Source organism: Candidatus Thiothrix phosphatis, from assembly GCF_035668035.1.
GTDB classification, from domain to species: domain Bacteria; phylum Pseudomonadota; class Gammaproteobacteria; order Thiotrichales; family Thiotrichaceae; genus Thiothrix; species Thiothrix phosphatis.
Window position 1 is genome coordinate 83139 of the sequence record NZ_JAYMYJ010000030.1, and the last position, 25817, is coordinate 108955.

Here is a 25817-nt window from a genome sequence, read left to right on the forward strand (position 1 = left end):
TGTTATTTGTCCCTGCAGCACGTCTGCGGGGACAATGCCCCGCATGAAACAGGCATTCCAACACTTCCTCAAACTCGAATCCGCCAGCGGCATTTTGCTGGTGATCGCCACGCTGCTGGCGATGATAGCCGCCAACTCCCCGGCGCAACTTCTCTACGACGCCCTGCTTTCCACCCCGGTTGAAGTCCGCATCGGTGCCTTGGAAATCGCCAAGCCCCTGCTGCTATGGGTCAACGATGGCCTGATGGCGCTGTTTTTTCTGCTGGTCGGGCTGGAAATCAAACGCGAAATCCTTCACGGTGAACTGGCTGACCCGGCCAAAGCCGCCCTGCCCGTCATGGCGGCCATTGGCGGCATGATTGCGCCTGCGCTGCTGTACGCCGCTTTCAATTGGGAGGATCCGGCCAACCTGCGTGGCTGGGCCATTCCGGCAGCGACGGATATCGCCTTTGCGCTGGGCGTGTTGTCGCTGCTGGGCAAGCGGGCACCGCCTGCGCTGAAGCTGTTCCTGCTGACGCTGGCGATCGTCGACGATCTTGGTGCCATTGTGGTGATTGCGCTGTTTTATACGGTGGAGCTGTCAGTCCTCTCCTTACTGGTGGCCATGGCAGCCCTGCTGACGCTGTATGCCTTCAACCGGCGCGGCGTGTTGTCCCTGTCCCCCTACCTGCTGGTCGGGCTGGTGATGTGGGTGGCGGTGTTGAAATCCGGCGTCCACGCCACGCTGGCCGGGGTGCTGTTGGCGTTTTTCATTCCCCTGCGCGCGGCTCCAGGAGAACCGCACACGGTCGCCGAGGGCTTGGAGCATGACCTGCACGGTTCGGTTTCATTCGTGATCCTGCCGCTGTTCGCCTTCATGAACACGGGCGTATCCCTCGCTGGCTTGTCACTGGACGCCCTATTGCATCCGGTTCCGCTGGGCATCATGACTGGGCTGTTCATCGGCAAACAACTGGGTGTCATGCTGTTTTGTTGGCTGGCAGTCCAACTGCGGCTGGCGAAAATGCCGCAGGGCGTGGATTGGTGGGAACTGTATGGCGTCGCGGTGCTGGCAGGCATCGGCTTCACCATGAGCCTGTTCATCAGCTCGCTGGCATTCGAACAAAGCGACCTGGGGTACGCCGTCAATGACCGGATTGGCATCCTGCTGGGTTCAACCGCTTCCGCGCTGACCGGCTACCTGCTGCTGCGCTGGCGGTTACGGAAACACGGCTGATATACTCGGCCTTCCATCCACAACCGCCAATCACAACAATATGAGCAATGTCAACAACACACCCTCTTCCGTTTCCTGCGATGCCCCAGCAGCGGGCGTCTTGACGCAGGAACAGGCGCAGGAACGCATCCTCGCCGCCATCAGCCCCTTGCAGGCCTGCGAACGGGTGGGGCTGCGGCAAGCCTCCGGACGCATCCTGGCGCATGGCCTCACCGCCCGCATCGCCGTGCCGCCACACCGCAATTCGGCCATGGACGGCTACGCCCTGCGCCATGCCGACTTGGCCTCAGGGCAGATGCTGCGTGTCATTGGCAGCTCCTTTGCAGGCCACCCTTTTTCCGGCACCGTGCAGGCGGGCGAATGTGTGCGCATCATGACAGGCGCGGTGGCGCCGGAAGGTGCTGACAGCGTGGTGATGCAGGAAAATGTCCAGCGCGACGGCGACAGCATCCGGGTCTTAAGCAAGGTGAAACCAGGCGAACATATCCGCCACCCTGGCGAAGACCTACAGCCGGGCGACGCCATGTTGGCGGCAGGTCGCAAGCTGAATGCGGCGGATCTCGGCCTGCTGGCTTCGCAGGGTTTCAGTGAAGTGGATGTCATCCGCCGCCCGCGTGTGGCTTTCTGCTCCACTGGCGACGAACTCAAAGGCATTGGCGAAACCTTGCAGACGGGTGAAATCTACGACAGCAACCGCTACACCCTGTACGGCATGCTGCAACAGCTGGATGTGGACATTATCGACATGGGCGTGGCACGCGACACGCCCGCAGCGGTGGAGCACACCTTCCGGCAAGCCAGCCAGATGGCCGATATTTTCATCACCAGCGGCGGCGTCTCAGTCGGTGAAGCCGATTTTGTCACCGCGACCCTGCGGCAACTGGGGCAAGTCGATTTCTGGAAAATCGCCATCAAACCGGGCAAACCACTGGCGTTCGGCACGCTGGGAAACTGCTGCTTCTTCGGCCTGCCCGGCAACCCGGTGTCGGTCATGGCGACCTTCATCCTGTTCGTGCGCCCGGCCATCCTCAGGATGCGGGGCGAAAGCCTGCCGGTCACGCCCGAATTCCCCGCCATTTGTGAAACGCCGCTCAAGAAAGCCCCCGGACGCAAAGACTTTCAGCGCGGCGTCTGTGAACGCGACGCCAACGGCCAATGGCGGGTGCGCAGCACTGGCGGGCAAGGTTCGCACATCCTGCGCTCCATGAGCCAAGCCAACTGCTTCATCGCCCTACCGCAGGAATGGGGGAACGTGGAAGCGGGGGCCACCGTCCCCATCATCCCGTTTGCAGGATTGCTGTAAAACGAAAAAGGGCTGCTAACGCAGCCCTTTTTGGGTCGCTTGTTCCAGGCCGGTCACTTCGCTGGTGCAGCCGCGGGCGGTGGAGGTGGCGGCGGCATATCCGGCGATGCTGCTGGCACTGGCTCAACTGCCGGAGCCGCAGCAGCGGCTTCAGGCGCTGGCGCAGCAGCAGGCGCAGGTTTGGCTTCCCCAACCGGGGCAGCGGCTTTTGCTTCAGCCGCAGGAGGTGGCGGAGTGGCGGCGGCTTTCGCAGCTGCTTTTTGCTGTTCTGCCATTGCCTTGCGGTGCCCTTCCATCATTTTGAAGAACGCGTCAGCCTGGGCGCGTTGCATCAACATCTGCTGATAGATTTGCTCGAAACTAGGGGCCTGCATCATCGGCGGCATACCATAGCCGTAGCCCGGAGCCATCGGTGGGGCTTGCATGGCCTGCGCCGGAGCAGCAGCCTGGCCTTGTGCAGCAGGGGTTTGCTGCATCATCGGCATGCCATAACCGGGCATCCCATTGCCGTAACCCCATGGGTTGTTCTGGTAAGAATTGCTGTAACCGTACAGGTTGTTATAACCATTGCCATAACCGTAGCCATTGCCATACAGATTGGCGGCAGTGTCGCCTCGGCCCCGCCCGTAAAGGTCAGAACCCATGTCGGTCTTGCCTTTACCCTTTAAGGTGATGGTGAAATCGACATCGCCATCGGCATTGCCCTTGCCACGCCCCCAACCGGAAACATCGCTGGCACCAGAACCATAGCCTTGCCCATAGCCACTGGTGTTGCCCTGGCCAGCGCCATACCCCTGGCCAGTGCCATTGCCATTATCAAAGCCGTCCATAAAATCGGCGGAAGCCATGCCAGAAACCGCCAATCCCGCCAGCAAAATGGCTATTTTTGTATGTTTCATGTAATCCCTCTCTTCATTTAACGATGGTGTCGATCCGATGTGTTGGAAGAAAAACAGCTCCCTGTGCCTTGTCATACTGCCTAATAAGCCAACAGAAAGCCGGACTCATAATCACATATAAGCTTCTACCCTGGCAACAAGTGATATTAACCCGTAATGTTCCGGCGAGTAGAATCCGGCAAACCTGCAACCGATAGCACCATTCCCTATGAACGCCGTTATTTCCCTCAAAACCGAAAAACTTGCCCTGAGCCTGCTGGCGCTGGCCGCACTGGCGGCCATCCTGCTGTTCATTGCGCTGGGGCAATATGCGCAGCCGTCCGCTGATGATTTCTGCATGGCTGAAGGTGTCCGCCGGGAAGGCTTGTGGACGCATCTGTGGAACCATTATCAGGAATGGAGCGGGCGTTATTCCGGCAACACCCTGTACGCCATTTACCCACTGCTGTCCGGCGGCCTGTTGTACGGTTACAAATTCATTGCCCTGTTGTTGTTGCTGTCACTGTTTACGGCGGCAGCGTTTTGCCTGTCACGGCTATTCCTGATCCGCATGAATGCCAACGTGGCCGTGGTCGCTGCCCTCGCCTTTACTGCGGTGTATGTGCTGGGGCTGCGCAGCCCCGCCAGTAGCCTGTACTGGATGGCGGGCTCGTTATCCTACCTGACGGCCAATATCCTGCTGTTGCTGATGGCCGGGTTGATGTTCCAGCTTGCCGACCACCAGCGCGAAGCAAAACGGGGCAGCGCCACCCTCCTCACACTGGCGTTCGTCCTGACACTGGCGATTGGTGCAAACGAAACCGGGATGCTGATGGCCGCCACCGCTGTCGCTGTCACGCTGTTGGCAAGCCTGTCCAAGGGCTGGCGCATGGCGTGGCCATGGCTACTGCTGTTCATCGTCGCGGCAGCCTGTAGTGCGGTTGTTTATTTCGCACCTGGAAATACAGTGCGTGAATCCACCTTCCGTTACGGGCACGACCTGTTGCGCGCCATGCAGGGCAGCCTGATCATGGGGGCATGGACTATCCTGGGTTGGGCGCAAAGCCCCGTCTTTCTGCTGGCCACTGCGCTGACGCCATTCCTGACCCTCCTGCTGCTGCGCAACGGCCAGCGGCAATTCCGGCCACGGAAAAGGAGCCTGCTAGCCCTTGCCGCCGGTACGCTGCTATCGCCGATACTGCTGGAGTTTCCGGCTTGGTGGTCGATGGGCGGCTGGCCGCCGGTTCGCACAGTGGACGCCATCTATTTCGTATTTCTGTGCGGCTGGCTGTTTACCGTAGGGGCATTCACGCTGTACTTCCTGCCACCCGGCTGGCGGGAAACCGGGCTGGCGCGGCCTGGAAGGGTCGGCGCATTCATGGCAGTGGCCGTGTTGTTTGCGCTGGCGACCTACGCCAACGGCAGTTTCCAGCACGCCCTGCTGGACTGGCGGCATGCCGCACCCGCCTTCAACGCCTATATCCAGCAACGCTACGCCCTGATCGATGCAGCGCATCAGCAGGGCCAGCGCCGCCTGATTGTGCCTGCGTTTGAAGGCGAATATCCGCGCTCGCTTTACTTCAACGACATCCTGCCGCTGTCGTTTGACTGGCGAAATGTCTGTTACGCGCGCTATTTTGACCTAGACCGGATCAAGCGCAAACGCGGACAAACCAAGCCACGCCAAGCGAGAATGCATCCGCCATCCCCGGCCTGGACGCAAACCTCACCCGAAGAAGCCCCGTAGCATGCAAGAACGTTCCGGCCTGATTTCCATCGCCGTGCCTTGTTTCAATGAGCAAAAGGGCATCCGGCATTTCGTGGAGACCCTTACCCCCGTACTGGAGACGCTGGGCCATCCGTATGAAATCCTGTTCGTCGACGACGGCAGCACCGACGATACCTTGGCTATCCTGACAGTGCTGGCGAACGCCGACCCACGCCTTAAGGTCATCGGCCTGACCCGCAATTTCGGCAAGGAAGCCGCGCTGACGGCGGCGCTGGATTTCGTCAGCGGCGACGCCGTCATCCCGATGGATGCCGACCTGCAAGATCCGGTGGAATTGGTTCCGTGCATGGTGGCGCGCTGGGAAGCAGGAGCCGAGATCGTGCTGGCGCACCGTCAGGCGCGGCCTGGGGATTCAGCCGCCCGACGCTGGGCGGCACGGCGGTTCTACCGCATCATTTCCCGCCTTAGCGCCATCCCGATTCCTGCGGATGTGGGAGATTTTCGCCTGATAGACCGCAAGGTGGTCGAATGTGTGCGGCAACTGCCGGAAAAAACCCGCTTCATGAAAGGCATCCTCGCCTGGCCGGGCTTCCACAGCGAAACCCTCGAATTTACCCGCCCGCCCCGGCAAACCGGCGGCAGCAAATGGCCGTTGTGGAAACTGTTCAATTTCGCGCTGGATGGGATTTTTTCATTTTCCACCGCTCCCCTGCGGGTCTGGACCTATCTCGGCGTCGCTTTATCCCTGTTTTCATTGGGCTACCTGCTATGGGTGATGGGCAAGACGCTGTTGCTGGGCGTGGATGTGCCGGGCTACGCTTCCACCCTCTCGGTCATCCTGTTCTTCAACGGCATTATCCTGATCGGGCTGGGGATTCTGGGGGAATACCTGGGCCGGGTGTTCGTGGAGGTGAAAGGCAGGCCGGTGTATCTGGTGAAATCAACAGTGGGCTTCGACACCAAAACCTGACCCGAATCCGGCGACAGACTGCACGGGCTATCTTCGTCCGGTCAATTTTGAGAAACTCAAAACTGATCCGGCCCAGCCTCTCCGGACACAGCAAGAAGTGAGCAGGTCGTGATTTAGATGAGCTGAAAGCGGCAGAGCTGTATGCTGGCCTTTTGTCCTGGGAGGTTAGGATGGCAAGCATCCTGGCCAAGTGTCCATCCTGTGAAAGTGAACGGGTCTACCGCCATGGCGAAGCGCGCAGCGGCATCCAGCGTCACCGTTGTCGGGACTGCCATCACCGCTTCCAACTGGACTGCCTGTATGAAGCCAACAAACCAGGTACAACCCAACATCCTGTCCGCCCCGGTATAGCGGAAAGACAGTGTGGCTTTATGCCTTGCAGCGGGAACATGCTACCATCCGGCATCTTTTCGGCAGGATTCCAGCATGGCAACAGCACTCGACATCCAGGGTTTACGCAAGACCTACAGCAATGGCTTCGCCGCCCTCAAGGGCATCGACCTGCGGGTGGAGCAAGGGGATTTCTTTGCCCTGCTGGGGGCGAATGGCGCAGGCAAGTCCACCACCATCGGCATTGTCAGTTCGCTGGTGAACAAGACGGCGGGCAAGGTCAGCATTTTCGGCTACGACATTGACACCCAGCGCGAACAGGCCAGGGCGCAGATCGGGCTGGTGCCGCAGGAGTTCAATTTCAATATCTTCGAGCCTGTCATCGAAATCGTGATGAACCAGGGTGGCTATTACGGCATTCCGCGCAAGGAGGCCCAGGCCCGCGCCGAACCCTTGCTGAAACAGCTGGGCTTGTGGGACAAGGCCCGGGAACAGGCGGGCAAATTATCCGGCGGGATGAAACGCCGCCTGATGATCGCCCGCGCACTGATCCACCAGCCGCGCCTGCTGATCCTGGACGAGCCGACGGCGGGGGTGGACATTGAAATCCGCCGCTCCATGTGGGAGTTCCTGCGCAAGCTGAACGCCGACGGTGCCACCATCATCCTCACCACCCACTATCTGGAAGAGGCCGAAAGCCTGTGCCGCAATATCGGCATCATCGACAAGGGCGAAATGATTGAAAACACCAGCATGAAAAAACTGCTCAACCGCCTGGACACAGAAAGCTATGTGTTCGACCTGGCCGAGCCGCTGGCGTCATTGCCCGCCACTGGCAGCAACCTGTGCCACTGCCACCTGCGGGACCCGACCACGCTGGAAGTCTCCTATCACAAGGAGCATTACTCCCTCAACCGGGTCTTCGAGTTCCTCAACCTTCACGGGGTGGAAGTCCACAGCATGCGCAACAAAACCAACCGTCTGGAGCAATTGTTCATGGAACTGCTGGAGGGCAACAAACCATGAATGCACAACAAAAATGGATCGCGTATTACACCATCCTCATCAAGGAAGTCCTGCGTTTCACCCGCATCTGGAAGCAGACCATCCTGCCGCCGGTCATCACCACGTCGTTGTATTTTGTGATCTTCGGCAACCTGATCGGCTCGCAGATTGGCGATATGGAAGGCCACCGCTATATTGACTTCATCATGCCCGGGCTGATCATGATGACGGTGATCACCAACGCCTACGCCAACGTGGTGGCGTCGTTCTATGGCAGCAAGTTTCAGGGCAATATCGCTGAAATGCTGGTTTCGCCCATCCCCAACTGGATCATCCTGGCCGGTTTTGTCAGCGGTGGGGTGGCGCGCGGGATCGCCGTCGGCGTCGCCGTCACGGTGGTGTCGCTGTTTTTCACCCAACTGCACATGCAGCACTTCTGGATCATGGCTTCCATCATCATCCTGACCGCCGCCCTGTTCTCCCTGGCGGGGCTGATCAATGCGGTGTACGCCAACAATTTTGACGACATCAACATCATCCCGACCTTTGTGTTGACGCCGTTGACCTACCTCGGCGGGGTGTTTTACTCCATCAGCATGCTGTCGCCGCTGTGGCAAAAAGCATCGCTGCTGAATCCGGTGCTGTATATGGTGAACGGTTTCCGCTATGGCATCCTAGGCATCGCCGACATGCCGGTATGGGTGAGTTACTGCGTGATCATGGCCTTCATCCTCGCACTGGGTGGGTACAGCCTGTATCTGTTGGACAAGGGGACGGGGACCCGCAGTTGATGGGCGCCATTGTCATCGGCGGTGGCCCTGCCGGGCTGATGGCCGCCGAACAATTGCTCAACGCTGGGCATGCGGTTGACCTGTACGACGCCATGCCGACGGTTGGCCGCAAGTTCCTGCTGGCGGGTGTCGGCGGGCTGAACATTACCCATGCCGAACCCTTCGACGCCTTTTGCCGCCGTTACGGCGCACGCCAGCCGGAATTGCAGCCATTATTGACGGCATTCGGCGCGGCGGAACTGCGCCAATGGTGTGCGGGGCTTGGCGTGGAAACTTTCGTTGGCACTTCCGGGCGCGTGTTTCCCCAGGAAATGAAAGCCGCCCCACTGCTGCGGAAATGGCTGGCGCGCCTGAAACACCAAGGCTTGCGCCTGCATACCCGCCACCGCTGGCAAGGTTGGGATGCGCAAGGCCGGTTGCTTTTCCAGAACCCGCAAACAACGGTTGCGGCGCCTTATGCTGCCGCCATTCTGGCCTTGGGCGGCGGCAGTTGGAAAAAGCTCGGCAGCGACGGCGCTTGGGTCAGGCTATTGGTGGATAAAGGCGTCCCGGTCGCGCCCTTGCAACCTGCCAACTGCGGCTTTCTGTGCAACTGGAGCGGGCACCTGCGCAGCCGTTTCGCCGGTTCCCCGCTGAAGTCCGTCACCCTCAGCCTCACCGACCAAAGCGGCCAGACTGAAACCCGCATGGGCGAAATGATCCTGACGGAACGCGGGGTGGAAGGCAGCTTGGTCTACACCTTCTCTGCCCGCCTGCGCGGCCTGATCCAAGCGGGTGGGAGCGCCACCTTTCATTTGGATCTGCTGCCGAACCACACCCATGCGCAAATCGAATCCGCCCTGCGCCAGAAACCCGCCCGCAAGACGCTGGGCGCGTTCCTGAAAAGCCGCTTCAAGCTGGATGGGGCCAAAACCGCCCTGTTGTTTGAAACGCAGGGCAACGCACAGGCGGCGGACTGTTTCCGGCTGGCGTCCGCGCTGAAAGCCATTCCTGTCACCGTGACCGCCACCACCCCCATCGATGAAGCCATCAGCACAGCAGGCGGCGCGCTGTTTGAGGGCATGGACGGGAACCTGATGTTGCGCCAGCTTCCCGGCGTCTTTTGCGCGGGCGAAATGCTCGACTGGGAAGCCCCCACCGGCGGTTATTTGCTGACCGCCTGCTTTGCGACCGGACGGCAAGCCGGGCAAGGTGCCATCCGCTGGCTGCAAACCCAAACCACCGCCTGAAAGCGGCAGGATTTCCCCTCCTCTGTTACCATGCGCGCATGGACATCATCTTTCGTGAATACAGCGCCATCATCCGCCAGAAATGGGGCTGGTTTCTGGTTGTCATGCTGGGCATCAGCGGCGGCGTCGGGCTGGATGTTGCCGTGCCGCTGTTCTACAAGGACATCGCCAACGGGCTGGCGCAGCCCTCTTCCCCGGAAACCGCGCAACAACTGCTGCACAGCCTGGGCTGGATCGGGTTGATGTACGTCGGCATCTGGCTGAGTTGGCGGGCGCTGGAGCTGGGCATGATCATGTTCCAGAGCTGGGGGTTGAACCTGCTCGACAAACGCTGTTTCGAAGTGCTGGTGCGCCAGCGTTACCACTTTTTCGAGAACAATTTCGCGGGCAGCCTGGTCAAGCAGGCCAACCGTTTCATCAAGGCGTTCGAAACCGTCATCGACTGGCTGATTTTCCAGTTTTACGGCAGCCTGTTGCAGATCGCCCTCGCCTTTGTCATTTTCTATCAGCAGCAGCCGCGCTTCGCCCTGTATTTCCTGGTCTGGGTGATCATTTTTATCGGCTGGAGCGCTGGCTACCTGGTGTGGAAGCTGAAATTCGACACCCGCGTGGCGGCGCTGGATTCGAAGCTCGGCGGCGCTTATTCGGATGGCATCGCCAATATTTCCATCGTCAAAAGCTTCGCGCTGGAACAGCAGGAACGCAGCAATATCAGCGCCATCGCCGATGAATCCTACCAGCGGCGCAATGTGGCGTGGCTGCTGATGTTCGTCTCCTTCGCCGTGCAGGGGCTGCTGGCATCCGGGATTGAGCTGCTGTTGGTTTACCTGATGATCCGCAAATGGGAGTCGGGCAATTTCCAGATCGGCGAATTCGTGCTGTTCCAGAGCATCCTGCTGCTGCTGATCCGGCGCTTGTGGGACTTCGGGCGCGATTTCCGCCGCTTTTTCACCGTGCTGGCGGATGCGCGCGAAATGGCGGATGTGTTCCGGCAGGCGGATGTGGAACAGGACAATCCGGGCGCGCAACCGCATGTCATCAGCCGTGGCGACATCCGGTTCGAAAATATCGGCTTTGCATATGGCGAAACCGGGTTGTTCAACGGCTTCAACCTGCATGTCAGGCCGGGCGAAAAGGTGGCGCTGGTCGGCCATTCCGGCTCCGGCAAAACCTCGCTGACCAAACTGCTGTTCCGCTTTGTCGAGCCGCAACAGGGCAGAATCCTGTTCGATGGCGTCGATGCGCAGGATTTCACCCTGGAATCGCTGCGTTCACAACTCTCGCTGGTGCCGCAACAACCGGAACTGTTTCACCGCAGCATCCGCGACAATATCCTGCTGGGCAAGACGGCCAGCGATGCGCAGCTGCATGAAGTCGCCCGCAAGGCGCAGGCGCTGGAGTTCATCAACAAACTGCCGCAGAACTTCGACACCCTGGTTGGCGAACGTGGCGTGAAGCTCTCCGGCGGGGAAAAGCAGCGGGTGGCGATTGCGCGCGCCTTTCTGGACGATGCCCCAATCGTGGTGCTGGACGAAGCCACCAGCGCGCTGGACTCACTCACTGAACAGCAAATCCAGACCGCCATTTTCGAACTGATTGCACACAAGACAGCGCTGGTCATTGCCCACCGGCTGGCCACAATCCTGCGTATGGACAGGATTGTGGTGCTGGAAAACGGGCGGATTATTGAACAGGGTTCCCACCCTGAATTGCTGGCGCTCAATGGCCGCTATGCCGAAATGTGGCGGCACCAAAGCGGCGAATTCCTGCTAACGGATTCTTAGCCATTCCTCCCAGCCGGAAAGTGATGGATGGACACTTTGAATGCAGTTTGATCCAGAGCCTGGTGGACTTCGGAGCTAAAGCCCCCGCATCTTGATCGGCTCGGTTTTCCTGGGCTGTATCATTCTGCCTACGGGTGTGACGGACAAGATCAGCGATATGGCCATGAACGGTTCCGGTGTCCGGGACACCGGGCGCGTGCTGGGGATCAGCATCACCACGGTCATCGCCCATTTAAAAAACTCACCCCACCGACGTCTCCCCCATCCCGTCCAACGAAGCCAGTGGCAAGACCAAAATAGGGGCTGGTGTGCGGGATGGATGAACAGTGGCCGTATGTTGGCAACAAATCCCAGCAACGCTGACCCTGGTATGCCTGGTCGCCCCATTTCAAACGGGTCTTTGCCTATGCGTTTGGCTCCCGGGCCGATGAAACGTTGAAAACACTGCTGGATAGGGTGAAACATTTCAACTTCCGCCTGTTCTGCACCGATGGTTGGGGGGGCTTATGAGCGCCTGTTGCCAGAAGACAAGCACCCGGCCAGCAAAAAGTTCGCCCAAAGCATTGAGTGTCAGAACCTCACAACCGCACCCGGATCAAGCGCCTGCAACGCAAGACCATCTGTTTCTCAAAGTCAGTGGAAATGCATGACAAAATCATCGGCGAGCTTATCAACAGGAGTTCTTTCAACTCTTCTAAATCACGACCCGATAGTCATAGCGCCAGCATTTGCCGGTGCTGCTTACCAGCAGGTAGAAGCCACCGCCGTCGGTGTGTTTCTTCAGCTTGCCGTCTGGTGTGGGTTTGGCATTGCGGCAAGCCGTATCGGTGAGGATTCGTTTCATGGTGACGGTATCCAATGGCAGCAGGCAGGTTATACCGTCAACTATACCGTTTTTTTACTGGCTGCTGCCGTCTTTTGCCGATCATTGTCGGGTAGTCCAGAAACGAGAAAGCCCGCTGTGTAGCGGGCTTCCGGTTATTGTCGTTCTTCTTCGATAGAATAAATGGCGCATCCGGAAGGATTCGAACCTCCGACCACCTGGTTCGTAGCCAGGTACTCTATCCAACTGAGCTACGGATGCGCTGAATGAGCGGCGCATTATGCGCATTTCACCGAACCCGGTCAAGCTCAATTTCAAAACTTTTTCAGCCTGAAACTGAAATGGCGGAAAGGGCGGGATTCGAACCCGCGATGGGCTTTTGGCCCATACTCCCTTAGCAGGGGAGCGCCTTCGGCCTCTCGGCCACCTTTCCATTGGGTACTTCAGTGAAGGCGGTAAGAATACCTTCAAGACGAAGGAACGTAAAGCCCTAATTTACGTTTTCTTCGACCGCAACAGGATCAAGCTGCTCATGACGAATACGTTCAAAGATTTCTTCACGATGTACAGCAACATCCTTCGGCGCGTTAATACCCAGACGTACCTGATTGCCTTTAACCCCTAACACCGTAACGCTTATATTATCCCCAATCATGAGGGTCTCTCCTACCCTCCGTGTCAGTATCAACATACCGCATAATCTCCATATTGCTGCATTTATAAGTCCAAAAAGCCCCGTGATGACCCACAAGTCTCACCGACAACCGCTGGTAAGTTGAACAATCCCATATAAGCACTTAACTTAAGCTTAACTATTAGCATGGCACGTTGTATTTTTACCAATGTATGATTTCAACAACAAACATTAACAATCGCGCTTAAATATTTCATGCCATGATAAAAAAGGCCACCGAACAAGAAGCGTAACAGTGGCCTTAAGGTGTAAAGTTAAGTTTAAAAAACAGCAAAAAATTATGACAAACCGAATGCCGAATGCAGGACGCGCACCGCCAGCTCCAAGTATTTTTCCTCGATGACAACCGCAACCTTGATTTCGGAAGTGGAAATCATGCGGATATTGATGCCTTCATCCGCCAACGTCTTGAACATCTTGCTGGCAACCCCGGCATGGGAGCGCATCCCCGCGCCGACAATCGCCACCTTTGCAATGCTCTCGTCACCATTACATTCTTTGGCGCCCAATGCTTCGCTGGTTTTGCAGAGGATTTGGCGAGCTTTGGCGTAATCGTTTTTATGGATGGTGAAGGTAAAGTCCGTCGTGCTATCAGAACCGATATTTTGCACGATCATATCGACTTCGATATTGGCGTCTGAAATCGGCCCCAAAATCTGGTACGCCACACCAGGGCGGTCAGGCACGCCGGTCACTGTCAGTTGCGCTTCATCACGGTTGAACGCAATACCACGGACGGATACTTCTTCCATTACATCTTCCTCACGAGTAACCAGGGTGCTTTTACCTTCGTCAAATTCATCAAAGCTGGAAAGCACGCGGATAGGCATATCATATTTGTAGGCAAATTCGACAGAACGGATTTGCAGCACTTTGGAGCCTTGGCTGGCCATTTCCAGCATTTCCTCCAGCGTCAGGGCCGGAATATGCCGCGCTTTCGGTTCAACACGCGGGTCTGTCGTATACACGCCATCCACATCCGTGTAAATCTGGCATTCATCCGCCTTGAGCGCCACTGCCAACGCCACGCCGGTCGTATCGGAACCACCGCGCCCCAAGGTCGTAATGCTGCCATCCTCCGTCACCCCCTGGAAACCGGCCACCACCACCACCTTGCCATCCGCCAGGTTCTTGCGGATGGGTTCAGCGTCAATATCCAGGATACGCGCCTTGGTGTGGGCATCATCTGTCAGGATGCGCACCTGCCCGCCCGTATAGGAACGCGCAGGCTGGCCCTTTTTTTCCAGCGCCAGCGCCAGCAGGCCAATCGTCACCTGTTCGCCAGTCGACAGGATTGCATCCTTTTCCCGCTCGGAGCCTTGCGGGTTGATTGCATTGATCAACCCAACCAGCTTGTTGGTTTCACCGGACATCGCTGAAACCACCACAATGACGTCATTGCCCTTTTGTCTCCAGCGGATGATCCGGTCGGCAACGGCCTCGATACGCTCGGGGGAGCCAACGGAAGTGCCGCCATATTTCTGTACGATCAGTGCCATTCTTTACTGTTTACCTATCAATGAAACGATCAAATAAAACCATTAAACCCGTTCCGCCACCCAGCCCTGCACTGAGGCCAGCGCAGCAGGCAACGCTGCGGCATCCGTACCGCCACCTTGCGCCATATCCGGGCGGCCACCGCCCTTGCCGCCAACTTGTTGGGCGACAAAATTCAGCAGCTCACCCGCCTTGACACGAGCGGATTCGTCCTTGGTCACGCCAGCCACCAAGCTGATTTTGCCGTCCGTCACGGTAGCCAAAATCACCACAGCCTTGCCCAGCTTGTTTTTCAGCTGGTCAACGGTGTCACGCAGGGATTTGGGGTCAGCGCCTTCCAGATTGGCCGCCAATACGCGCAGACCACCGACTTCTATCGCTTGGTCAGCAAGGCTGGAGCCTGCTTGGGAAGCCATCTTGCCTTTCAGTTGCTCCAGCTCCTTTTCCAGTGTGCGGTTCTTTTGCAACATGGCGTCAAGCTTGTCGCCGATTTCGGTCGGGTTGGACTTGAGCAGGCGGGCGACGTTGTCGAGACGGCTGGTGACATCGTTCAGCCAATCCAACGCATTAGCACCGGTGACGGCTTCGATACGGCGGACACCGGCGGCGACGCCGCCTTCACTGACAACCTTGAACAGGCCAATGTCGCCAGATCGGTTGACGTGACAGCCACCACACAGTTCAGTGGAGAAGCCAATCTTCAGCACCCGCACTTCGTCGCCATACTTTTCACCAAACAGCGCCATCGCGCCTTCCTGCTTGGCGGCATCCATCGACATGATGCGGGCGGATGTCGCCGCATTCCGGCGAATTTCGCGGTTGACGATGGCCTCAACTGCGGCGACCTGTTCCGCGCTGACCGGCTCGGGATGCGAAAAGTCGAAACGCAGGCGCTCAGGAGTCACCAGCGAGCCTTTTTGCTCGACATGCGCGCCCAACACCTGGCGCAAAGCCGCATGCATCAAATGCGTGGCGGAATGGTTGAGGATAATGGCCTGACGGCGTTCAGCGTCAACTTCCGCAGCCACTTCCGTTGACACGGCGAGTTCACCGGACTCCAGTTTACCGAAGTGCACAAAAGTGGCACCTTGCTTGCGCGTGTCGGTGACGCGGAACACCGCCTTGCCATTGGACAACACGCCGGTGTCGCCCACTTGGCCGCCGGATTCAGCGTAGAATGGCGTGTGGTCAAGCACGATCTGGCCTTCATCCCCCGCCCGCAGCGTGTTGGCCGCATCACCATTGTGGAACAGCGCGGTCACTGTCGAGGTTTCCTGCAACACGTCATAGCCATGAAAAGCGGTTGTGCCACTGACATCCAGTTTTTCGCCATAGCCTGCGCCAAATTTGCCTGCGGCGCGGGCGCGTTCACGCTGCGCATCCATTGCCTTTTCGAAACCGGCCTCATCCAGCTTAAGGTTGCGTTCGCGGGCGATGTCGCCGGTCAGGTCAACCGGGAAGCCATAAGTGTCATAAAGCTTGAAGATGGTTTCGCCATCAATGGTGTCGCCAGACAAACCTGCAATCGCATCCTCAAGGATTTTCATGCCCTGCTCCAGCGTTTCGGCGAAGCGGCGTTCCTCCTTCTCCAGCGCGTCTTCCACCCGCGCCTGTGCGGCAGCGAGTTCCGGATAAGCTTGCCCCATTTCATCCACCAGCGGTTGCGCCATCTTGTAGAAAAACGGTGAGGCCATTCCCAGCTTGTAGCCATGGCGGATAGCGCGGCGGACAATGCGGCGCAACACGTAGCCACGCCCTTCGTTTGACGGCAGCACGCCATCCGTGACCAGGAACGCGCAGGAACGGATATGGTCAGCAATGACTTTAAGCGAAGGGCTGTCCGGGTCAGTGCCAGGAGCCGCCAGCTCCGCCGCCTTTTTCAACAGATTCTGGAACAAGTCGATTTCGTAATTGCTGTGCACACCCTGCAACACTGCCGCCAAACGCTCCATGCCCATGCCAGTGTCGACAGAAGGCTTGGGCAGCGGGATCATGGCACCATCTTTGGTGCGCTCATACTGCATGAACACCAGGTTCCAGATTTCAATGTAACGGTCGCCATCCTCTTCCGGCGTCCCCGGTGGCCCACCCCAGATATGCTCGCCGTGATCGTAGAAAATTTCGGTGCATGGGCCGCACGGGCCGGTGTCGCCCATCTGCCAGAAGTTATCGGAGGCAAACCGTGCACCCTTGTTGTCGCCAATGCGGGTAATGCGGTCAAGCGGGACGCCTATCTGTTTGGTCCAGATAGCATAAGCTTCGTCATCTTCAGCATAGACCGTCACCCATAGCTTGCCAGCAGGCAACCGCAATACCTCGGTGAGGAACTCCCAGGCATATTTGATGGCGTCTTCCTTGAAATAGTCGCCAAAACTGAAATTGCCGAGCATTTCAAAGAAGGTGTGATGGCGGGCGGTATAGCCGACATTTTCCAGGTCATTATGCTTGCCGCCAGCGCGCACACAGCGTTGGGAGCTGGTCGCCCGCGCATACGGACGCTTGTCCAGCCCCAGGAACACATCCTTGAACTGCACCATCCCTGCGTTGGTGAACAGCAAGGTCGGGTCATTACCCGGCACCAATGAACTGGAAGGAACGATTTCATGCCCTTTACCAGCAAAGAAATCGAGAAACTTTTGTCTTAATTCAGCAGTTGTCATGACTCTACCCACACCGGCCTAATTTTCCGGGCGACGTTGGAAAACAGCTTTGATCGTGTCCGTATAAAAACCGCGCCCGGCGAGAAATCGTGACTGCCGGGCGCGTTCCTTGTAGTCAGCAGGAATCACCCTGCCAAATTTTTTTTCGCGCTGCTCACCAGCCAGCGCTTGCCAATCCACATCGGCTTCCGCCAATGCTTGTGCGGCAATGGCGTCATCCACGCCGCGATCCCGCAATTCGTAGGCAATCCGTTGTGGCCCACGCCCCCGCACGATGGATGAGCGCACAAACATGCCTGCATAACGGGCATCATTCAGATAATCCAGCGCCTGCAAACGATCCAACAGCGCATTCAGGCCATCTGTATCGCAATCGCAACGTTGACGCAACTTTTGCGCGAGTTCCCGACGGGAATGCTCACGGTTTGCCAGCAGGCGCACGGCCACAACTTCGCAGTCATGCGCGCCTTCCGCCATCAGATAGCGTCATCCCCAGCGGCATTGGTTTCCTCGACACCACTGGACATATCGATGTTCAACGCTTCAGCACGGATGGCTTGCTCGATTTCGGCGGCAATTTCCGGGTGTTCTTTCAGATAGCCACGGGCATTATCCTTGCCCTGACCGATTTTTTCACCCTTGTAGCTGTACCATGCGCCAGCCTTGCCAACCAAGTTCTGCTTGACGCCCAAATCCAGCAATTCGCCCTCGCGGGAAATGCCTTCGCCATAGAGGATTTCGAATTCCGCCTGCTTGAACGGCGGTGCCATCTTGTTCTTGACGACTTTAACCCGAGTTTCGGAGCCGGTGATCTCGTCGCCCTTCTTGATTGCGCCGATGCGGCGAATGTCCAGACGCACGGAAGCATAAAACTTCAGCGCATTACCGCCAGTAGTCGTTTCCGGATTGCCAAACATGACGCCAATCTTCATGCGGATTTGGTTGATGAAAATCACCAGCGTGTTGGAACGCTTGATGTTGCCAGTCAGCTTGCGCAGCGCCTGCGACATCAAACGGGCCTGCAAACCCACATGGGAATCGCCCATGTCACCTTCGATTTCAGCTTTTGGCGTCAGCGCCGCCACCGAGTCGATGACCACAATATCCACAGCCCCGGAACGCACCAGCATATCGGCGATTTCCAGCGCCTGTTCGCCAGTATCCGGCTGGGAAACCAGCAGGTCATCCACATTGACGCCCAATTTTTGTGCGTAAATGGGGTCGAGCGCGTGCTCTGCGTCAACGAAAGCCGCAGTGCCGCCCGCCTTCTGGCATTCCGCAATCACTTGCAAGGTCAACGTGGTCTTGCCGGAAGATTCCGGCCCATAAATCTCAACGACGCGCCCTCTTGGCAAACCGCCAATGCCCAGAGCAATGTCCAGCGTCAGGGAGCCGGTGGAAACCACATCCACGTCGCGCACCGCGTTGGCGTCCCCCATGCGCATGACCGCGCCCTTGCCGAACTGGCGCTCAATCTGGCCTAAGGCGGCGGCTAGGGCTTTTTTCTTGTTCTCGTCCATGCGGACAACTCCTTAATTCTCTATTTAGGTGGTGGAAGCGGGGATTATTCCATATCTAAACTATGAAACACACCCCGCAACGCATGTTCAACTGACTGCCTGCGCACCGAGTCCCGGTCGCCTTCAAAATGGCAGGTTTCGGTACGTACAGCACTGCCCTGCGCAGCCCAACCGAAACAAACTGTACCGACAGGCTTGGCGGGAGTGGCACCACCCGGCCCGGCGATTCCACTGACGGAAACCGACACCTGGGCGTGGGAGCGCTGCAAGGCTCCTGACGCCATTTCCGCCGTCACCGCTTCGCTGACCGCGCCGTACACCGCCAGTGTTTCTGCCCTGACGCCCAGCATCTCCTGCTTGGCCTCGTTGCTATAGGTGACGAAGCCGCGCTCGAACCAGGCTGAACTGCCAGCCAGATCCGTACAGGACTTGGCTATCCAGCCGCCAGTACAGGATTCGGCAGTGGCGAGCATCCAGCCTTTCTTTTTCAGGGTTTCAGCTAGCTGTAGGAGTAACTCATCCAGCATGGCTTAACGCAATACCGTCCGTGGCGTTGAACCGTCGCCCATCATCAGATGCAGGGATGTCTCCACCCGGTCGCTCAGGCGCGCCAGCAGATCTTTCTTGGAGGTGAAATTCACCATCTCTTCCGCCTTGATCAGGTCACGGGCGACATAAGCATCGCTGCCCAAGCCATCAACCAGGCCCAGCTTGACCGCGTCTTCGCCCGTCCAGAACAGGCCGGAGAAAATGTCAGGGTTATCCTTGTCATGCAAACGGTCGCCACGCCCCTGCTTGACGACATTGATGAACTGCTGATGGGTTTCATCCAGCATTTTCTGCACAAACGCCACCTGTTCAGGCTTTTCCGGCAGGAATGGGTCGAGCATGCCCTTGTTGGCCCCCGCCGTATACAGGCGGCGCTCCACGCCCAGCTTGTCCATCAGGCCGACCACCCCGAAATTGTCCATACGCACACCGATGGAACCGACAATGCTGGCCTTGTCGGCATAGATTTTGTCCGCCGCCGCCACAATGTAATAACCGCCGGAAGCGCACAGGTCAGAAATGGCGGCATAAACGGGAATATCCTTGTGCTCGGCCTTAAGGCGGCGGATTTCGTCATTGATGATGCCCGCCTGCACCGGGCTGCCGCCCGGGCTATTGCAGCGCAACAGCACGCCTTGGGTTTTCTTGTTTTCGAACGCCTCTTTCAGGCTGGGCAGGATCAACTCGGCGCTGGCGGGAGCGCCGTCCATAATGATCCCATTAATATCCACCACAGCGGTGACCTTGTCGGCAGTCGTCAGCTTGCCATCGGACTCGCCGACGCCAAACAGGGCAAACAACGCCGCCAGCAGATACAGCGCGAAAAACAGCTTGAAGAAAATCCCCCAACGCCGCGCCCGGCGCTGTTCCTTAATGCCTTCCAGCGCTACGTCTTTGAGCGCCTGAATTGCTTGCGTTTCTTCTTGATTCATTTTTTAACCTTCTGTTCAGCTAACCAACCGGGAATGCGGGCGACATTATCGACATGACCGCGCGGTTCATGTTGCAGCAGACGTTCCAGCCCATGCACCCCGTAGCTGACAGCCAGCGAATCCATCCCGATATTCCGCGCCATCAGCAGGTCGTATTCGCTGTCGCCAATCATCAAGGCATCATGCGGCGTAGCGTCATAATCTGTCAAAATTTCCTCCAGCATCTGGGGGTGCGGCTTGGAACAGGTTTCATCGGCGCAACGGGTGATCGGGAACAGCGTAGCCAACCCGGTTTCTTCCAGCACTTTATCCAGGCCGCGCCGGGATTTTCCAGTGGCGATGGCCAACAAATAATCTTGTTGCGCCAATGCATGCAGGGTTTCGCGCGCGCCGCCGAACAATTCGCTGCCATGCTTGCTGCGCACCAGGAACTCCTGTCGGTACTCGTCAGCAATTTCACGGATACGGCTGGACGCTTTGCCAGGATACAAATACTGGATCGCTTCCTCCAGCCCCAGGCCGATCACATGGCGGATTTCCTCATCCGTGCGTGGCTCTGCGCCGGTCAGGGCAATGGCGTTGCGCATGCAATGGGTGATGTGTGCCGCTGAATCCATCAACGTGCCGTCCCAGTCAAAAATCAGTATGGAATAAGGTTTCATCGCAGGTTAGCCACCACAGTTTGTAGGTCTTCAGACAAGGGGGAATCCACCACATAGCGCCTTCCGGTCAAATGCAGCACGAAATTGACGTTGGCGGAATGCAGGAACAGGCGGTGCAGGCCCTGTTCCCGGAATTGACGGTTGAGGGCGAAATCGCCGTAACGGTCATCGCCGAGGATGGGATGCCCCAGATGTTGCAATTGCACGCGAATCTGGTGCATCCGTCCGGTGAGGATTTGCGCCTCAATCAGGGATGCGCCGCGCAGGTTCTTCACCGGTGCAAAGATGGTTTCGGATTCCTTGCCCTCCTCCATCACCTGCACTTTCTGCCGCCGCCCTTCCTCCTTGCCCAGATTCACGCTGACATGCTGGCGGCCATACGTCCATTTTCCCGCCACCAGCGCCAGATAACGCTTGTCGATCCCACCCTCCCGAAACAGCGTGTGCAGTTCGGTCAACGCCTGACGGGACTTGGCCAAGATCACAACGCCGCTGGTGTCGCGGTCAATCCGATGTGCCAGCTCCACATACGGCAGGTTGGGGCGCAATTGGCGGAAAGCTTCAATCAGGCCCAGCTTGTAGCCGCTGCCGCCGTGCACCGGCAACCCGGCAGGCTTGTTAAGGAAGATCAACTGCTCATCTTCCCTCAACAGCGCCTTTTCCAGCGTCTCCAGCAAGGCGTCAGAAGCGACAGCTGGCTTATCCGGCGAATTCAGCTCTGCCTCCAGCTTGAGCGGCGGAATGCGGATGACTTCCCCCAACGCCAGCTTCTTTTCCGGTTTGACCCGTTTTTTGTCAACCCGCACTTCGCCCTTGCGCAAAATCCGGTAAACCGCGCTTTTGGGGAGCTGCTTAAGGTGGCGGATCAAGAAGTTATCGATCCGCTGCCCCGCCTCGTTTTCACTGACTGTGTAATATTCGACTGCCATAAATTTGACGACATGCCCACTAAACTTTAAATGCAAATTGAATATGATTAACCGAATTGATATATTCTCAGCAGGCAGACTTCGGGTGAAAACCTGGCAAAGTGGGTTCGGTCAAATCCGAACGCGATGATATGGTTCATGCCTGAGCGATTCAATCACAAATTCTTTCAGTAAGCATATCCCTACGGGAATTTGTGCGAGGTAAACAGGATAAGACAAAGATTCCTTACCTCAATTTTTATGCCTGTTGCGCAGAAAACAAGTAAGCAAACAGGTATGACATTAACAGCAGGACTTGTTGCTGATGTCTGTTGCAAGAATACGCCAGCGGTTTACAACATTCATGTGCCGCCCTTATAGGGAAATAAGGCTTTTTCCATGACCCTTGATAACCGAACGATTCTTTACGAAGGTGGAGAAAATCAGGCCAGCCCTAGCATGGCTGACCTAACTATTTGATATTAAACAAACCAATATAGTCATCTCTACCTGCAAACAAACAGGTGACAGGTGCTGCATAACAAGGCTTATGTAGTACATGAAACGTATTCTGATCAATGCGACGCAGCCGGAAGAAATTCGCGTCGCCATGGTCGACGGGCAGCGCCTGTATGACCTCGACATTGAACACCCCTTCCGCGCACAAAAAAAAGCCAACATCTACAAAGGCATCGTCACCCGTGTTGAGCCAAGCTTGGAGGCGGTATTCGTCAACTATGGCGCACAGCGGCATGGTTTCCTGTCCTTCCGTGAAATTGCGCCGGAATATTACCGCGCTGACGCAAAAATCGCTGGCCGTCCAACCGTCAAGGACGTCATGCGCGAAGGCATGGAAGTGCTGGTGCAAGTGGACAAGGAAGAGCGCGGCAACAAGGGCGCTGCCCTCACCACCTACCTGAGCTTGGCTGGCCGCTATCTGGTGCTGATGCCCAACAACCCCAAGGCCGGTGGTGTTTCCCGCCGCATTGAGGGGGAAGATCGCCAGCAGATCAAGCAGACGCTGAACGAACTCGACATTCCGGATGGCATGGGCGTGATCGTGCGCACCGCCGGGATTGAACGCGACGCCGAAGAGCTTGCCTGGGATTTGGACTACCTCAAAACCCTGTGGGCGGCCATCCAGCAAGCCTACCAGCAGCACAAGGGGCCGACCCTGCTGTACCAGGAAAGCAATGTCATCATCCGCGCCTTGCGTGACTATTTCCGCCGCGATATTGGCGAAATCGTCATCGACAATGACAAGGTGTTCAAACAGGCGCGCGACTTTATGCAGGCAGTCATGCCGCACAACCTGCGCAAGCTCAAGCATTACACCGACAACACCCCGTTGTTCAGCCGTTTCCAGGTGGAAAACCAGATTGAAACTGCGTTCCAGCGCACCGTCAGCCTGCCGTCCGGCGGCGCAATCGTGATCGACCATACCGAGGCGCTGGTTTCCATTGACATCAACTCCGCCCGCGCCACCAAGGGGCAGGACATTGAAGAGACCGCCCTCAACACCAACCTGGAAGCCTCCGACGAAATCGCCCGCCAGTTGCGGTTGCGTGACCTGGGCGGGCTGGTTGTGATCGACTTCATCGACATGCAGCCCAGCAAACACCAACGCGAAGTGGAAAAACGCCTGCGCGACGCCATGAAACTCGACCGCGCCCGCGTGCAGGTCGGGCGCATTTCCCGCTTCGGCTTGCTGGAAATGTCCCGCCAGCGCCTGCGGCCTTCACTTGGCGAATCCAGCCAGATCGTATGCCCGCGCTGCACCGGCCATGGCCATATCCGCAGCACCGACTCCCTGGCGCTTTCCATCCTGCGGCTAATCGAAGAGGAAGCCATGAAGGAAATGACCGGCAAGGTCATCGCCCAGTTGCCGGTGGCGGTCGCCACGTTCCTGCTGAATGAAAAGCGCCAGGCCATCAGTGACATCCAGCAACGCCGCAGTGTCGACATGACCATCATCCCCAACCCTTACCTGGAAACGCCGCACTACGAAATCACCCGCATCCGCAGCGACAATCTGGAGGAAGAGGAAGGCCCCAGCTACCAATATATTCCCGCGCCCCCAGCCCAGGAAGAAACCATCCAGCAGGAAGCGCTGCCCATCCAGATGCCGGTGGAAGCCGCTGTCACCAATGTCATGCCCAGCACGCCAGCCCCACAGGCGTTCCGCAGCTACCCGGAAACAACCCAACCGGCTTCACCCGTCTCAGCCATACAAATCAAAGGTCTTGGCCTGATGCGGCGCATTTTCAATAGCCTTTTTGGCAGCAACCCCAGTGTGGACAAGGCTGCCGAGGAAGCGGAAAACAAAGCCAAAACGGAAGCTGCGGCCACCCAACCCCGCAACAAGCCTGAACAAGCGCCCCAGCAAGACAAACGTAACGAGCGGCGGGAACGGGTCAGGGATGACAGGGCTGAAGCGGAAGCGGACACAGGGCAACCCGCTGCCGAAGGCCAACGCCATCGCAATGGCCAAGAAAATCGCCGGGAGAACCGCCGCGACCGCAACAACAATGATCGCCGCAACCGTGGCCGCAACCGTTCCGAACGGGAAGACAATGCCGCCCCGGCTGAACCGGGCAGGCAGGAACAACGGCAATCCAGGCAAACCGAAAAAGACGCCGCTGTCCATATGGAACAGGACATGACGGATCGGACGCCACTCGAAATCACCCTGCCCGCCCCACGCGACAGCAAAGAACACGCCCATAGGGATGACAACCAGCAGCCCCAAAGCCGCCGGGAGCGTTCCCGCCGTGATCAGCGCCACCGGCAACCGCCAACAGATGACGGTGCTGTTGAAAACAGGGATGAAGCCGAAACACGCAGGGACAAAAACCGGCAGCAGCGCCAAGAAAGCGCCAACACTGCCGACCAACCTCCGCATGGCGTTATCCAAGAGCCTTCCGTAATACTGGCGCAGGAAACACCATCCGTTGTACAAGCCAACACCCTTGAAATGGCAATCCCAGAAGCGCCAGACTCCCGTGACGCCCCACCCTCTGTTGAGCACACAGCAGAGCCAGCGGAAACCCAGGATGATGAGAGCTTCACCGAAACGGCTGAACACACGGCTCGGGTGCCCCGTGAGCGGCGCAGCCGCACCCGCCGTCCCCGCAATAGCCAGAACCGGCAACGCCCGCCACGTCCGGCTACGCCTGAAGGCGAACAGCCCATGTTGATGCCAGAAAATATGGAACCCGTCATTATCGACCTGAGCGCTGGAAAATCGACAATATTGCGCCAGGAAACCAGTCACCTTCAGGCCACAACCAGCCCAGAAGAGCCTGGGCAAGCCGAAATGCCGGTGGTGGAATCCTCCGAAGCGGAAGCAACGGTTCCGGAAACCCTAGCGTCTGTGCCGATGGAATCCGTGGCGGAACTCCCCTCCCCGGACACGGCAGCTTCCACACCGCTGGAGACAGTGTCACCAGACCCAATATTTGTGGAAACCTTGGCTCCTGAGCCTCCGACAGCAGAATCTGCGGAAGTGGCACCCCTCCAGCCAACAGCGCCGGAACCCATGGAAGCCGTAGCCCTGCAACAAACAGAGGCGGAACCGCAGCCCGTTGTGCAAACGGAACCACCTCTCCCACAAGAAGCGCCCCCAACTGTGACGCCCATTGTGGCAGAACCAGCGCCAGAAATTGCCGCTATTGTGGCACCCACGGTAGCGGAACCAGTGCAAGAAGCCATCCCCACTGTAGAACCTCTGCTCGAGGAGACGGCTACAGTTGCTGAAACACCGGTTGAGGCACCGCCTGTTCCTGAAGACAGGCAACCGGAGCCTGCCTTGGTGGCCGAGGAAGAAACTGTTGCGCCTGTGCCCGCCAAAAAACGTCCATCATGGATGCATGCCGAGCCTGAGAAGCAATAACCTAAAGGTGAGTGCGGCGGATATGCTCCAGCAAGCCTGCCGCCGCATCCTCCACCATATCAAGCACACGCTCAAAGCCACTGTTGCCGCCGTAATACGGGTCTGGCACTTCGTCCACGTTCCAGTGGGAGGCGAACTTCATGAACAAATGGATGCGCCCAAGCTGTTCCTGCTGCGCCAGATAACGCAAATCTTCCAGATTGGAACGATCCATCGCCAGAATGTAATCAAAGCGATCAAAATCCGACCCGTCCACCTTGCGGGCGCGTTGCCCGGACAAATCCACCCCACGGCTGCGGGCAGCCGCCTGCGAACGCTGGTCGGGCGGGTTGCCAATGTGGTAGGCATGGGTTCCTGCAGAATCAATCAGGATATGCCCTGCCAACCCTTGCGACTTGACCAGATCCTCAAAAACACCCTGAGCCGTTGGGGAACGGCAGATGTT

General features: G+C 57.8%; 21 protein-coding genes, 2 tRNA genes and 3 pseudogenes. 12 read left to right on the forward strand and 14 right to left on the reverse strand.

Annotation, left to right across the window (positions count from 1 at the left end):
* Nucleotides 1-43: 43 nt before the first annotated feature.
* Together nhaA and moeA are read left to right on the forward strand one after the other, a co-directional pair.
* Complete coding sequence (gene nhaA, locus VSS37_RS04145) at nucleotides 44-1216, forward strand: Na+/H+ antiporter NhaA (RefSeq protein ID WP_324693410.1); 1173 nt, start codon at nucleotides 44-46, stop codon at nucleotides 1214-1216.
* A 40-nt stretch (nucleotides 1217-1256) separates the two neighbouring features.
* A complete protein-coding gene (gene moeA / locus VSS37_RS04150; protein WP_324693411.1) occupies nucleotides 1257-2519 on the forward strand; it encodes a molybdopterin molybdotransferase MoeA in 1263 nt (420 codons plus the stop codon).
* A gap of 53 nt (nucleotides 2520-2572) precedes the next feature.
* Here moeA and VSS37_RS04155 read toward each other — a convergent pair whose 3' ends face one another.
* Nucleotides 2573-3418, reverse strand: a complete 846-nt coding sequence (locus VSS37_RS04155) for a hypothetical protein (RefSeq protein WP_324693412.1) — start codon at nucleotides 3416-3418, stop codon at nucleotides 2573-2575.
* Between the two features lie 208 nt (nucleotides 3419-3626).
* Between VSS37_RS04155 and VSS37_RS04160 the strand changes: the two genes are divergently transcribed.
* The 9 genes and pseudogenes from VSS37_RS04160 to VSS37_RS21795 all read left to right on the forward strand — a co-directional run.
* Nucleotides 3627-5144, forward strand: a complete 1518-nt coding sequence (locus VSS37_RS04160; RefSeq protein ID WP_324693413.1) for a DUF6056 family protein — start codon at nucleotides 3627-3629, stop codon at nucleotides 5142-5144.
* A gap of 1 nt (nucleotide 5145) precedes the next feature.
* Entirely contained in the window at nucleotides 5146-6096 is a 951-nt protein-coding gene (locus VSS37_RS04165) for a glycosyltransferase family 2 protein (protein WP_324693415.1), read from the forward strand.
* Nucleotides 6097-6266: 170 nt separating this feature from the next.
* Nucleotides 6267-6341: pseudogene (locus tag VSS37_RS21785) on the forward strand (IS1 family transposase); the annotation flags it as partial.
* Nucleotides 6342-6522: 181 nt separating this feature from the next.
* A complete protein-coding gene (locus VSS37_RS04175; protein WP_324693419.1) occupies nucleotides 6523-7452 on the forward strand; it encodes an ABC transporter ATP-binding protein in 930 nt (309 codons plus the stop codon).
* Nucleotides 7449-8222: an ABC transporter permease gene (locus VSS37_RS04180; RefSeq protein ID WP_324693421.1), complete on the forward strand. Its 774-nt coding sequence runs from the start codon at nucleotides 7449-7451 to the stop codon at nucleotides 8220-8222. The genes VSS37_RS04175 and VSS37_RS04180 overlap by 4 nt, the downstream gene beginning before the upstream one ends.
* Nucleotides 8222-9451, forward strand: coding sequence for a TIGR03862 family flavoprotein (locus VSS37_RS04185; RefSeq protein WP_324693423.1), 1230 nt, complete (start codon nucleotides 8222-8224; stop codon nucleotides 9449-9451). Before VSS37_RS04180 ends, VSS37_RS04185 begins: the two co-directional genes overlap by 1 nt.
* 38 nt (nucleotides 9452-9489) lie before the next feature.
* On the forward strand, nucleotides 9490-11235 hold the full coding sequence (locus VSS37_RS04190; RefSeq protein WP_324693425.1) for an ABC transporter ATP-binding protein: 1746 nt from the start codon (nucleotides 9490-9492) through the stop codon (nucleotides 11233-11235).
* Between the two features lie 136 nt (nucleotides 11236-11371).
* A complete protein-coding gene (locus tag VSS37_RS21790; protein WP_375339125.1) occupies nucleotides 11372-11674 on the forward strand; it encodes an IS1-like element transposase in 303 nt (100 codons plus the stop codon).
* Nucleotides 11614-11910: pseudogene (locus VSS37_RS21795) on the forward strand (IS1 family transposase); the annotation flags it as partial. The gene VSS37_RS21790 and the pseudogene VSS37_RS21795, both read left to right, overlap by 61 nt.
* A 19-nt stretch (nucleotides 11911-11929) precedes the next feature.
* On the opposite strand, the gene VSS37_RS04195 reads toward VSS37_RS21795, so the two are convergent.
* The 12 genes from VSS37_RS04195 to VSS37_RS04250 all read right to left on the reverse strand — a co-directional run bounded on the left by VSS37_RS04195 (nucleotide 11930) and on the right by VSS37_RS04250 (nucleotide 21501).
* Nucleotides 11930-12079: an Arm DNA-binding domain-containing protein gene (locus tag VSS37_RS04195; protein WP_324693426.1), complete on the reverse strand. Its 150-nt coding sequence runs from the start codon at nucleotides 12077-12079 to the stop codon at nucleotides 11930-11932.
* A gap of 163 nt (nucleotides 12080-12242) precedes the next feature.
* Nucleotides 12243-12319, reverse strand: a tRNA-Arg gene (locus VSS37_RS04200).
* An 81-nt stretch (nucleotides 12320-12400) separates the two neighbouring features.
* Nucleotides 12401-12491 (reverse strand) — tRNA-Ser (locus VSS37_RS04205).
* A gap of 57 nt (nucleotides 12492-12548) precedes the next feature.
* Nucleotides 12549-12749: a carbon storage regulator CsrA gene (gene csrA / locus VSS37_RS04210; RefSeq protein ID WP_324693428.1), complete on the reverse strand. Its 201-nt coding sequence runs from the start codon at nucleotides 12747-12749 to the stop codon at nucleotides 12549-12551.
* Nucleotides 12750-13030: 281 nt separating this feature from the next.
* Nucleotides 13031-14251: an aspartate kinase gene (locus VSS37_RS04215; RefSeq protein WP_324693429.1), complete on the reverse strand. Its 1221-nt coding sequence runs from the start codon at nucleotides 14249-14251 to the stop codon at nucleotides 13031-13033.
* Nucleotides 14252-14293: 42 nt separating this feature from the next.
* Nucleotides 14294-16909 (reverse strand): alanine--tRNA ligase, encoded by a 2616-nt coding sequence (gene alaS, locus VSS37_RS04220; protein WP_324693431.1) that lies wholly within the window; start codon nucleotides 16907-16909, stop codon nucleotides 14294-14296.
* 18 nt (nucleotides 16910-16927) lie between these two features.
* Nucleotides 16928-17386, reverse strand: a complete 459-nt coding sequence (locus VSS37_RS04225) for a regulatory protein RecX (protein ID WP_324693433.1) — start codon at nucleotides 17384-17386, stop codon at nucleotides 16928-16930.
* Nucleotides 17386-18429, reverse strand: a complete 1044-nt coding sequence (gene recA, locus VSS37_RS04230; protein ID WP_324693435.1) for a recombinase RecA — start codon at nucleotides 18427-18429, stop codon at nucleotides 17386-17388. Before recA ends, VSS37_RS04225 begins: the two co-directional genes overlap by 1 nt.
* Before the next feature lie 44 nt (nucleotides 18430-18473).
* On the reverse strand, nucleotides 18474-18956 hold the full coding sequence (gene pncC, locus VSS37_RS04235; protein WP_324693437.1) for a nicotinamide-nucleotide amidase: 483 nt from the start codon (nucleotides 18954-18956) through the stop codon (nucleotides 18474-18476).
* Between the two features lie 3 nt (nucleotides 18957-18959).
* Nucleotides 18960-19910 (reverse strand): S49 family peptidase, encoded by a 951-nt coding sequence (locus VSS37_RS04240; RefSeq protein WP_324693439.1) that lies wholly within the window; start codon nucleotides 19908-19910, stop codon nucleotides 18960-18962.
* Entirely contained in the window at nucleotides 19907-20572 is a 666-nt protein-coding gene (locus VSS37_RS04245; protein ID WP_324693440.1) for an HAD family hydrolase, read from the reverse strand. The genes VSS37_RS04240 and VSS37_RS04245 overlap by 4 nt, the downstream gene beginning before the upstream one ends.
* Nucleotides 20569-21501 carry an RluA family pseudouridine synthase gene (locus VSS37_RS04250; RefSeq protein WP_324693441.1) on the reverse strand — a complete coding sequence of 311 codons (933 nt, stop codon included), beginning with the start codon at nucleotides 21499-21501 and terminating at the stop codon, nucleotides 20569-20571. Before VSS37_RS04250 ends, VSS37_RS04245 begins: the two co-directional genes overlap by 4 nt.
* Before the next feature lie 538 nt (nucleotides 21502-22039).
* Between VSS37_RS04250 and VSS37_RS21915 the strand changes: the two are divergent.
* Nucleotides 22040-23503, forward strand: a pseudogene (locus VSS37_RS21915) (Rne/Rng family ribonuclease); the annotation flags it as partial.
* Between the two features lie 1870 nt (nucleotides 23504-25373).
* Here the strand turns inward: VSS37_RS21915 and VSS37_RS04260 are convergent.
* The coding region (locus VSS37_RS04260) for a low molecular weight protein-tyrosine-phosphatase (RefSeq protein WP_324693446.1) at nucleotides 25374-25817 on the reverse strand (444 nt) is incomplete at its 5' end.

Excerpts from the sequence above, each read along its gene's own strand:
- nhaA (WP_324693410.1), top strand. The coding sequence starts at position 44 with ATGAAACAGGCATTCCAACACTTCCTCAAACTCGAATCCGCCAGCGGC.
- moeA (WP_324693411.1), top strand. The coding sequence starts at position 1,257 with ATGAGCAATGTCAACAACACACCCTCTTCCGTTTCCTGCGATGCCCCA.
- VSS37_RS04155 (WP_324693412.1), bottom strand. The coding sequence starts at position 3,418 with ATGAAACATACAAAAATAGCCATTTTGCTGGCGGGATTGGCGGTTTCT.
- VSS37_RS04160 (WP_324693413.1), top strand. The coding sequence starts at position 3,627 with ATGAACGCCGTTATTTCCCTCAAAACCGAAAAACTTGCCCTGAGCCTG.
- VSS37_RS04165 (WP_324693415.1), top strand. The coding sequence starts at position 5,146 with ATGCAAGAACGTTCCGGCCTGATTTCCATCGCCGTGCCTTGTTTCAAT.
- VSS37_RS04175 (WP_324693419.1), top strand. The coding sequence starts at position 6,523 with ATGGCAACAGCACTCGACATCCAGGGTTTACGCAAGACCTACAGCAAT.
- VSS37_RS04180 (WP_324693421.1), top strand. The coding sequence starts at position 7,449 with ATGAATGCACAACAAAAATGGATCGCGTATTACACCATCCTCATCAAG.
- VSS37_RS04185 (WP_324693423.1), top strand. The coding sequence starts at position 8,222 with ATGGGCGCCATTGTCATCGGCGGTGGCCCTGCCGGGCTGATGGCCGCC.
- VSS37_RS04190 (WP_324693425.1), top strand. The coding sequence starts at position 9,490 with ATGGACATCATCTTTCGTGAATACAGCGCCATCATCCGCCAGAAATGG.
- VSS37_RS04195 (WP_324693426.1), bottom strand. The coding sequence starts at position 12,079 with ATGAAACGAATCCTCACCGATACGGCTTGCCGCAATGCCAAACCCACA.
- csrA (WP_324693428.1), bottom strand. The coding sequence starts at position 12,749 with ATGTTGATACTGACACGGAGGGTAGGAGAGACCCTCATGATTGGGGAT.
- VSS37_RS04215 (WP_324693429.1), bottom strand. The coding sequence starts at position 14,251 with ATGGCACTGATCGTACAGAAATATGGCGGCACTTCCGTTGGCTCCCCC.
- alaS (WP_324693431.1), bottom strand. The coding sequence starts at position 16,909 with ATGACAACTGCTGAATTAAGACAAAAGTTTCTCGATTTCTTTGCTGGT.
- VSS37_RS04225 (WP_324693433.1), bottom strand. The coding sequence starts at position 17,386 with ATGGCGGAAGGCGCGCATGACTGCGAAGTTGTGGCCGTGCGCCTGCTG.
- recA (WP_324693435.1), bottom strand. The coding sequence starts at position 18,429 with ATGGACGAGAACAAGAAAAAAGCCCTAGCCGCCGCCTTAGGCCAGATT.
- pncC (WP_324693437.1), bottom strand. The coding sequence starts at position 18,956 with ATGCTGGATGAGTTACTCCTACAGCTAGCTGAAACCCTGAAAAAGAAA.
- VSS37_RS04240 (WP_324693439.1), bottom strand. The coding sequence starts at position 19,910 with ATGAATCAAGAAGAAACGCAAGCAATTCAGGCGCTCAAAGACGTAGCG.
- VSS37_RS04245 (WP_324693440.1), bottom strand. The coding sequence starts at position 20,572 with ATGAAACCTTATTCCATACTGATTTTTGACTGGGACGGCACGTTGATG.
- VSS37_RS04250 (WP_324693441.1), bottom strand. The coding sequence starts at position 21,501 with ATGGCAGTCGAATATTACACAGTCAGTGAAAACGAGGCGGGGCAGCGG.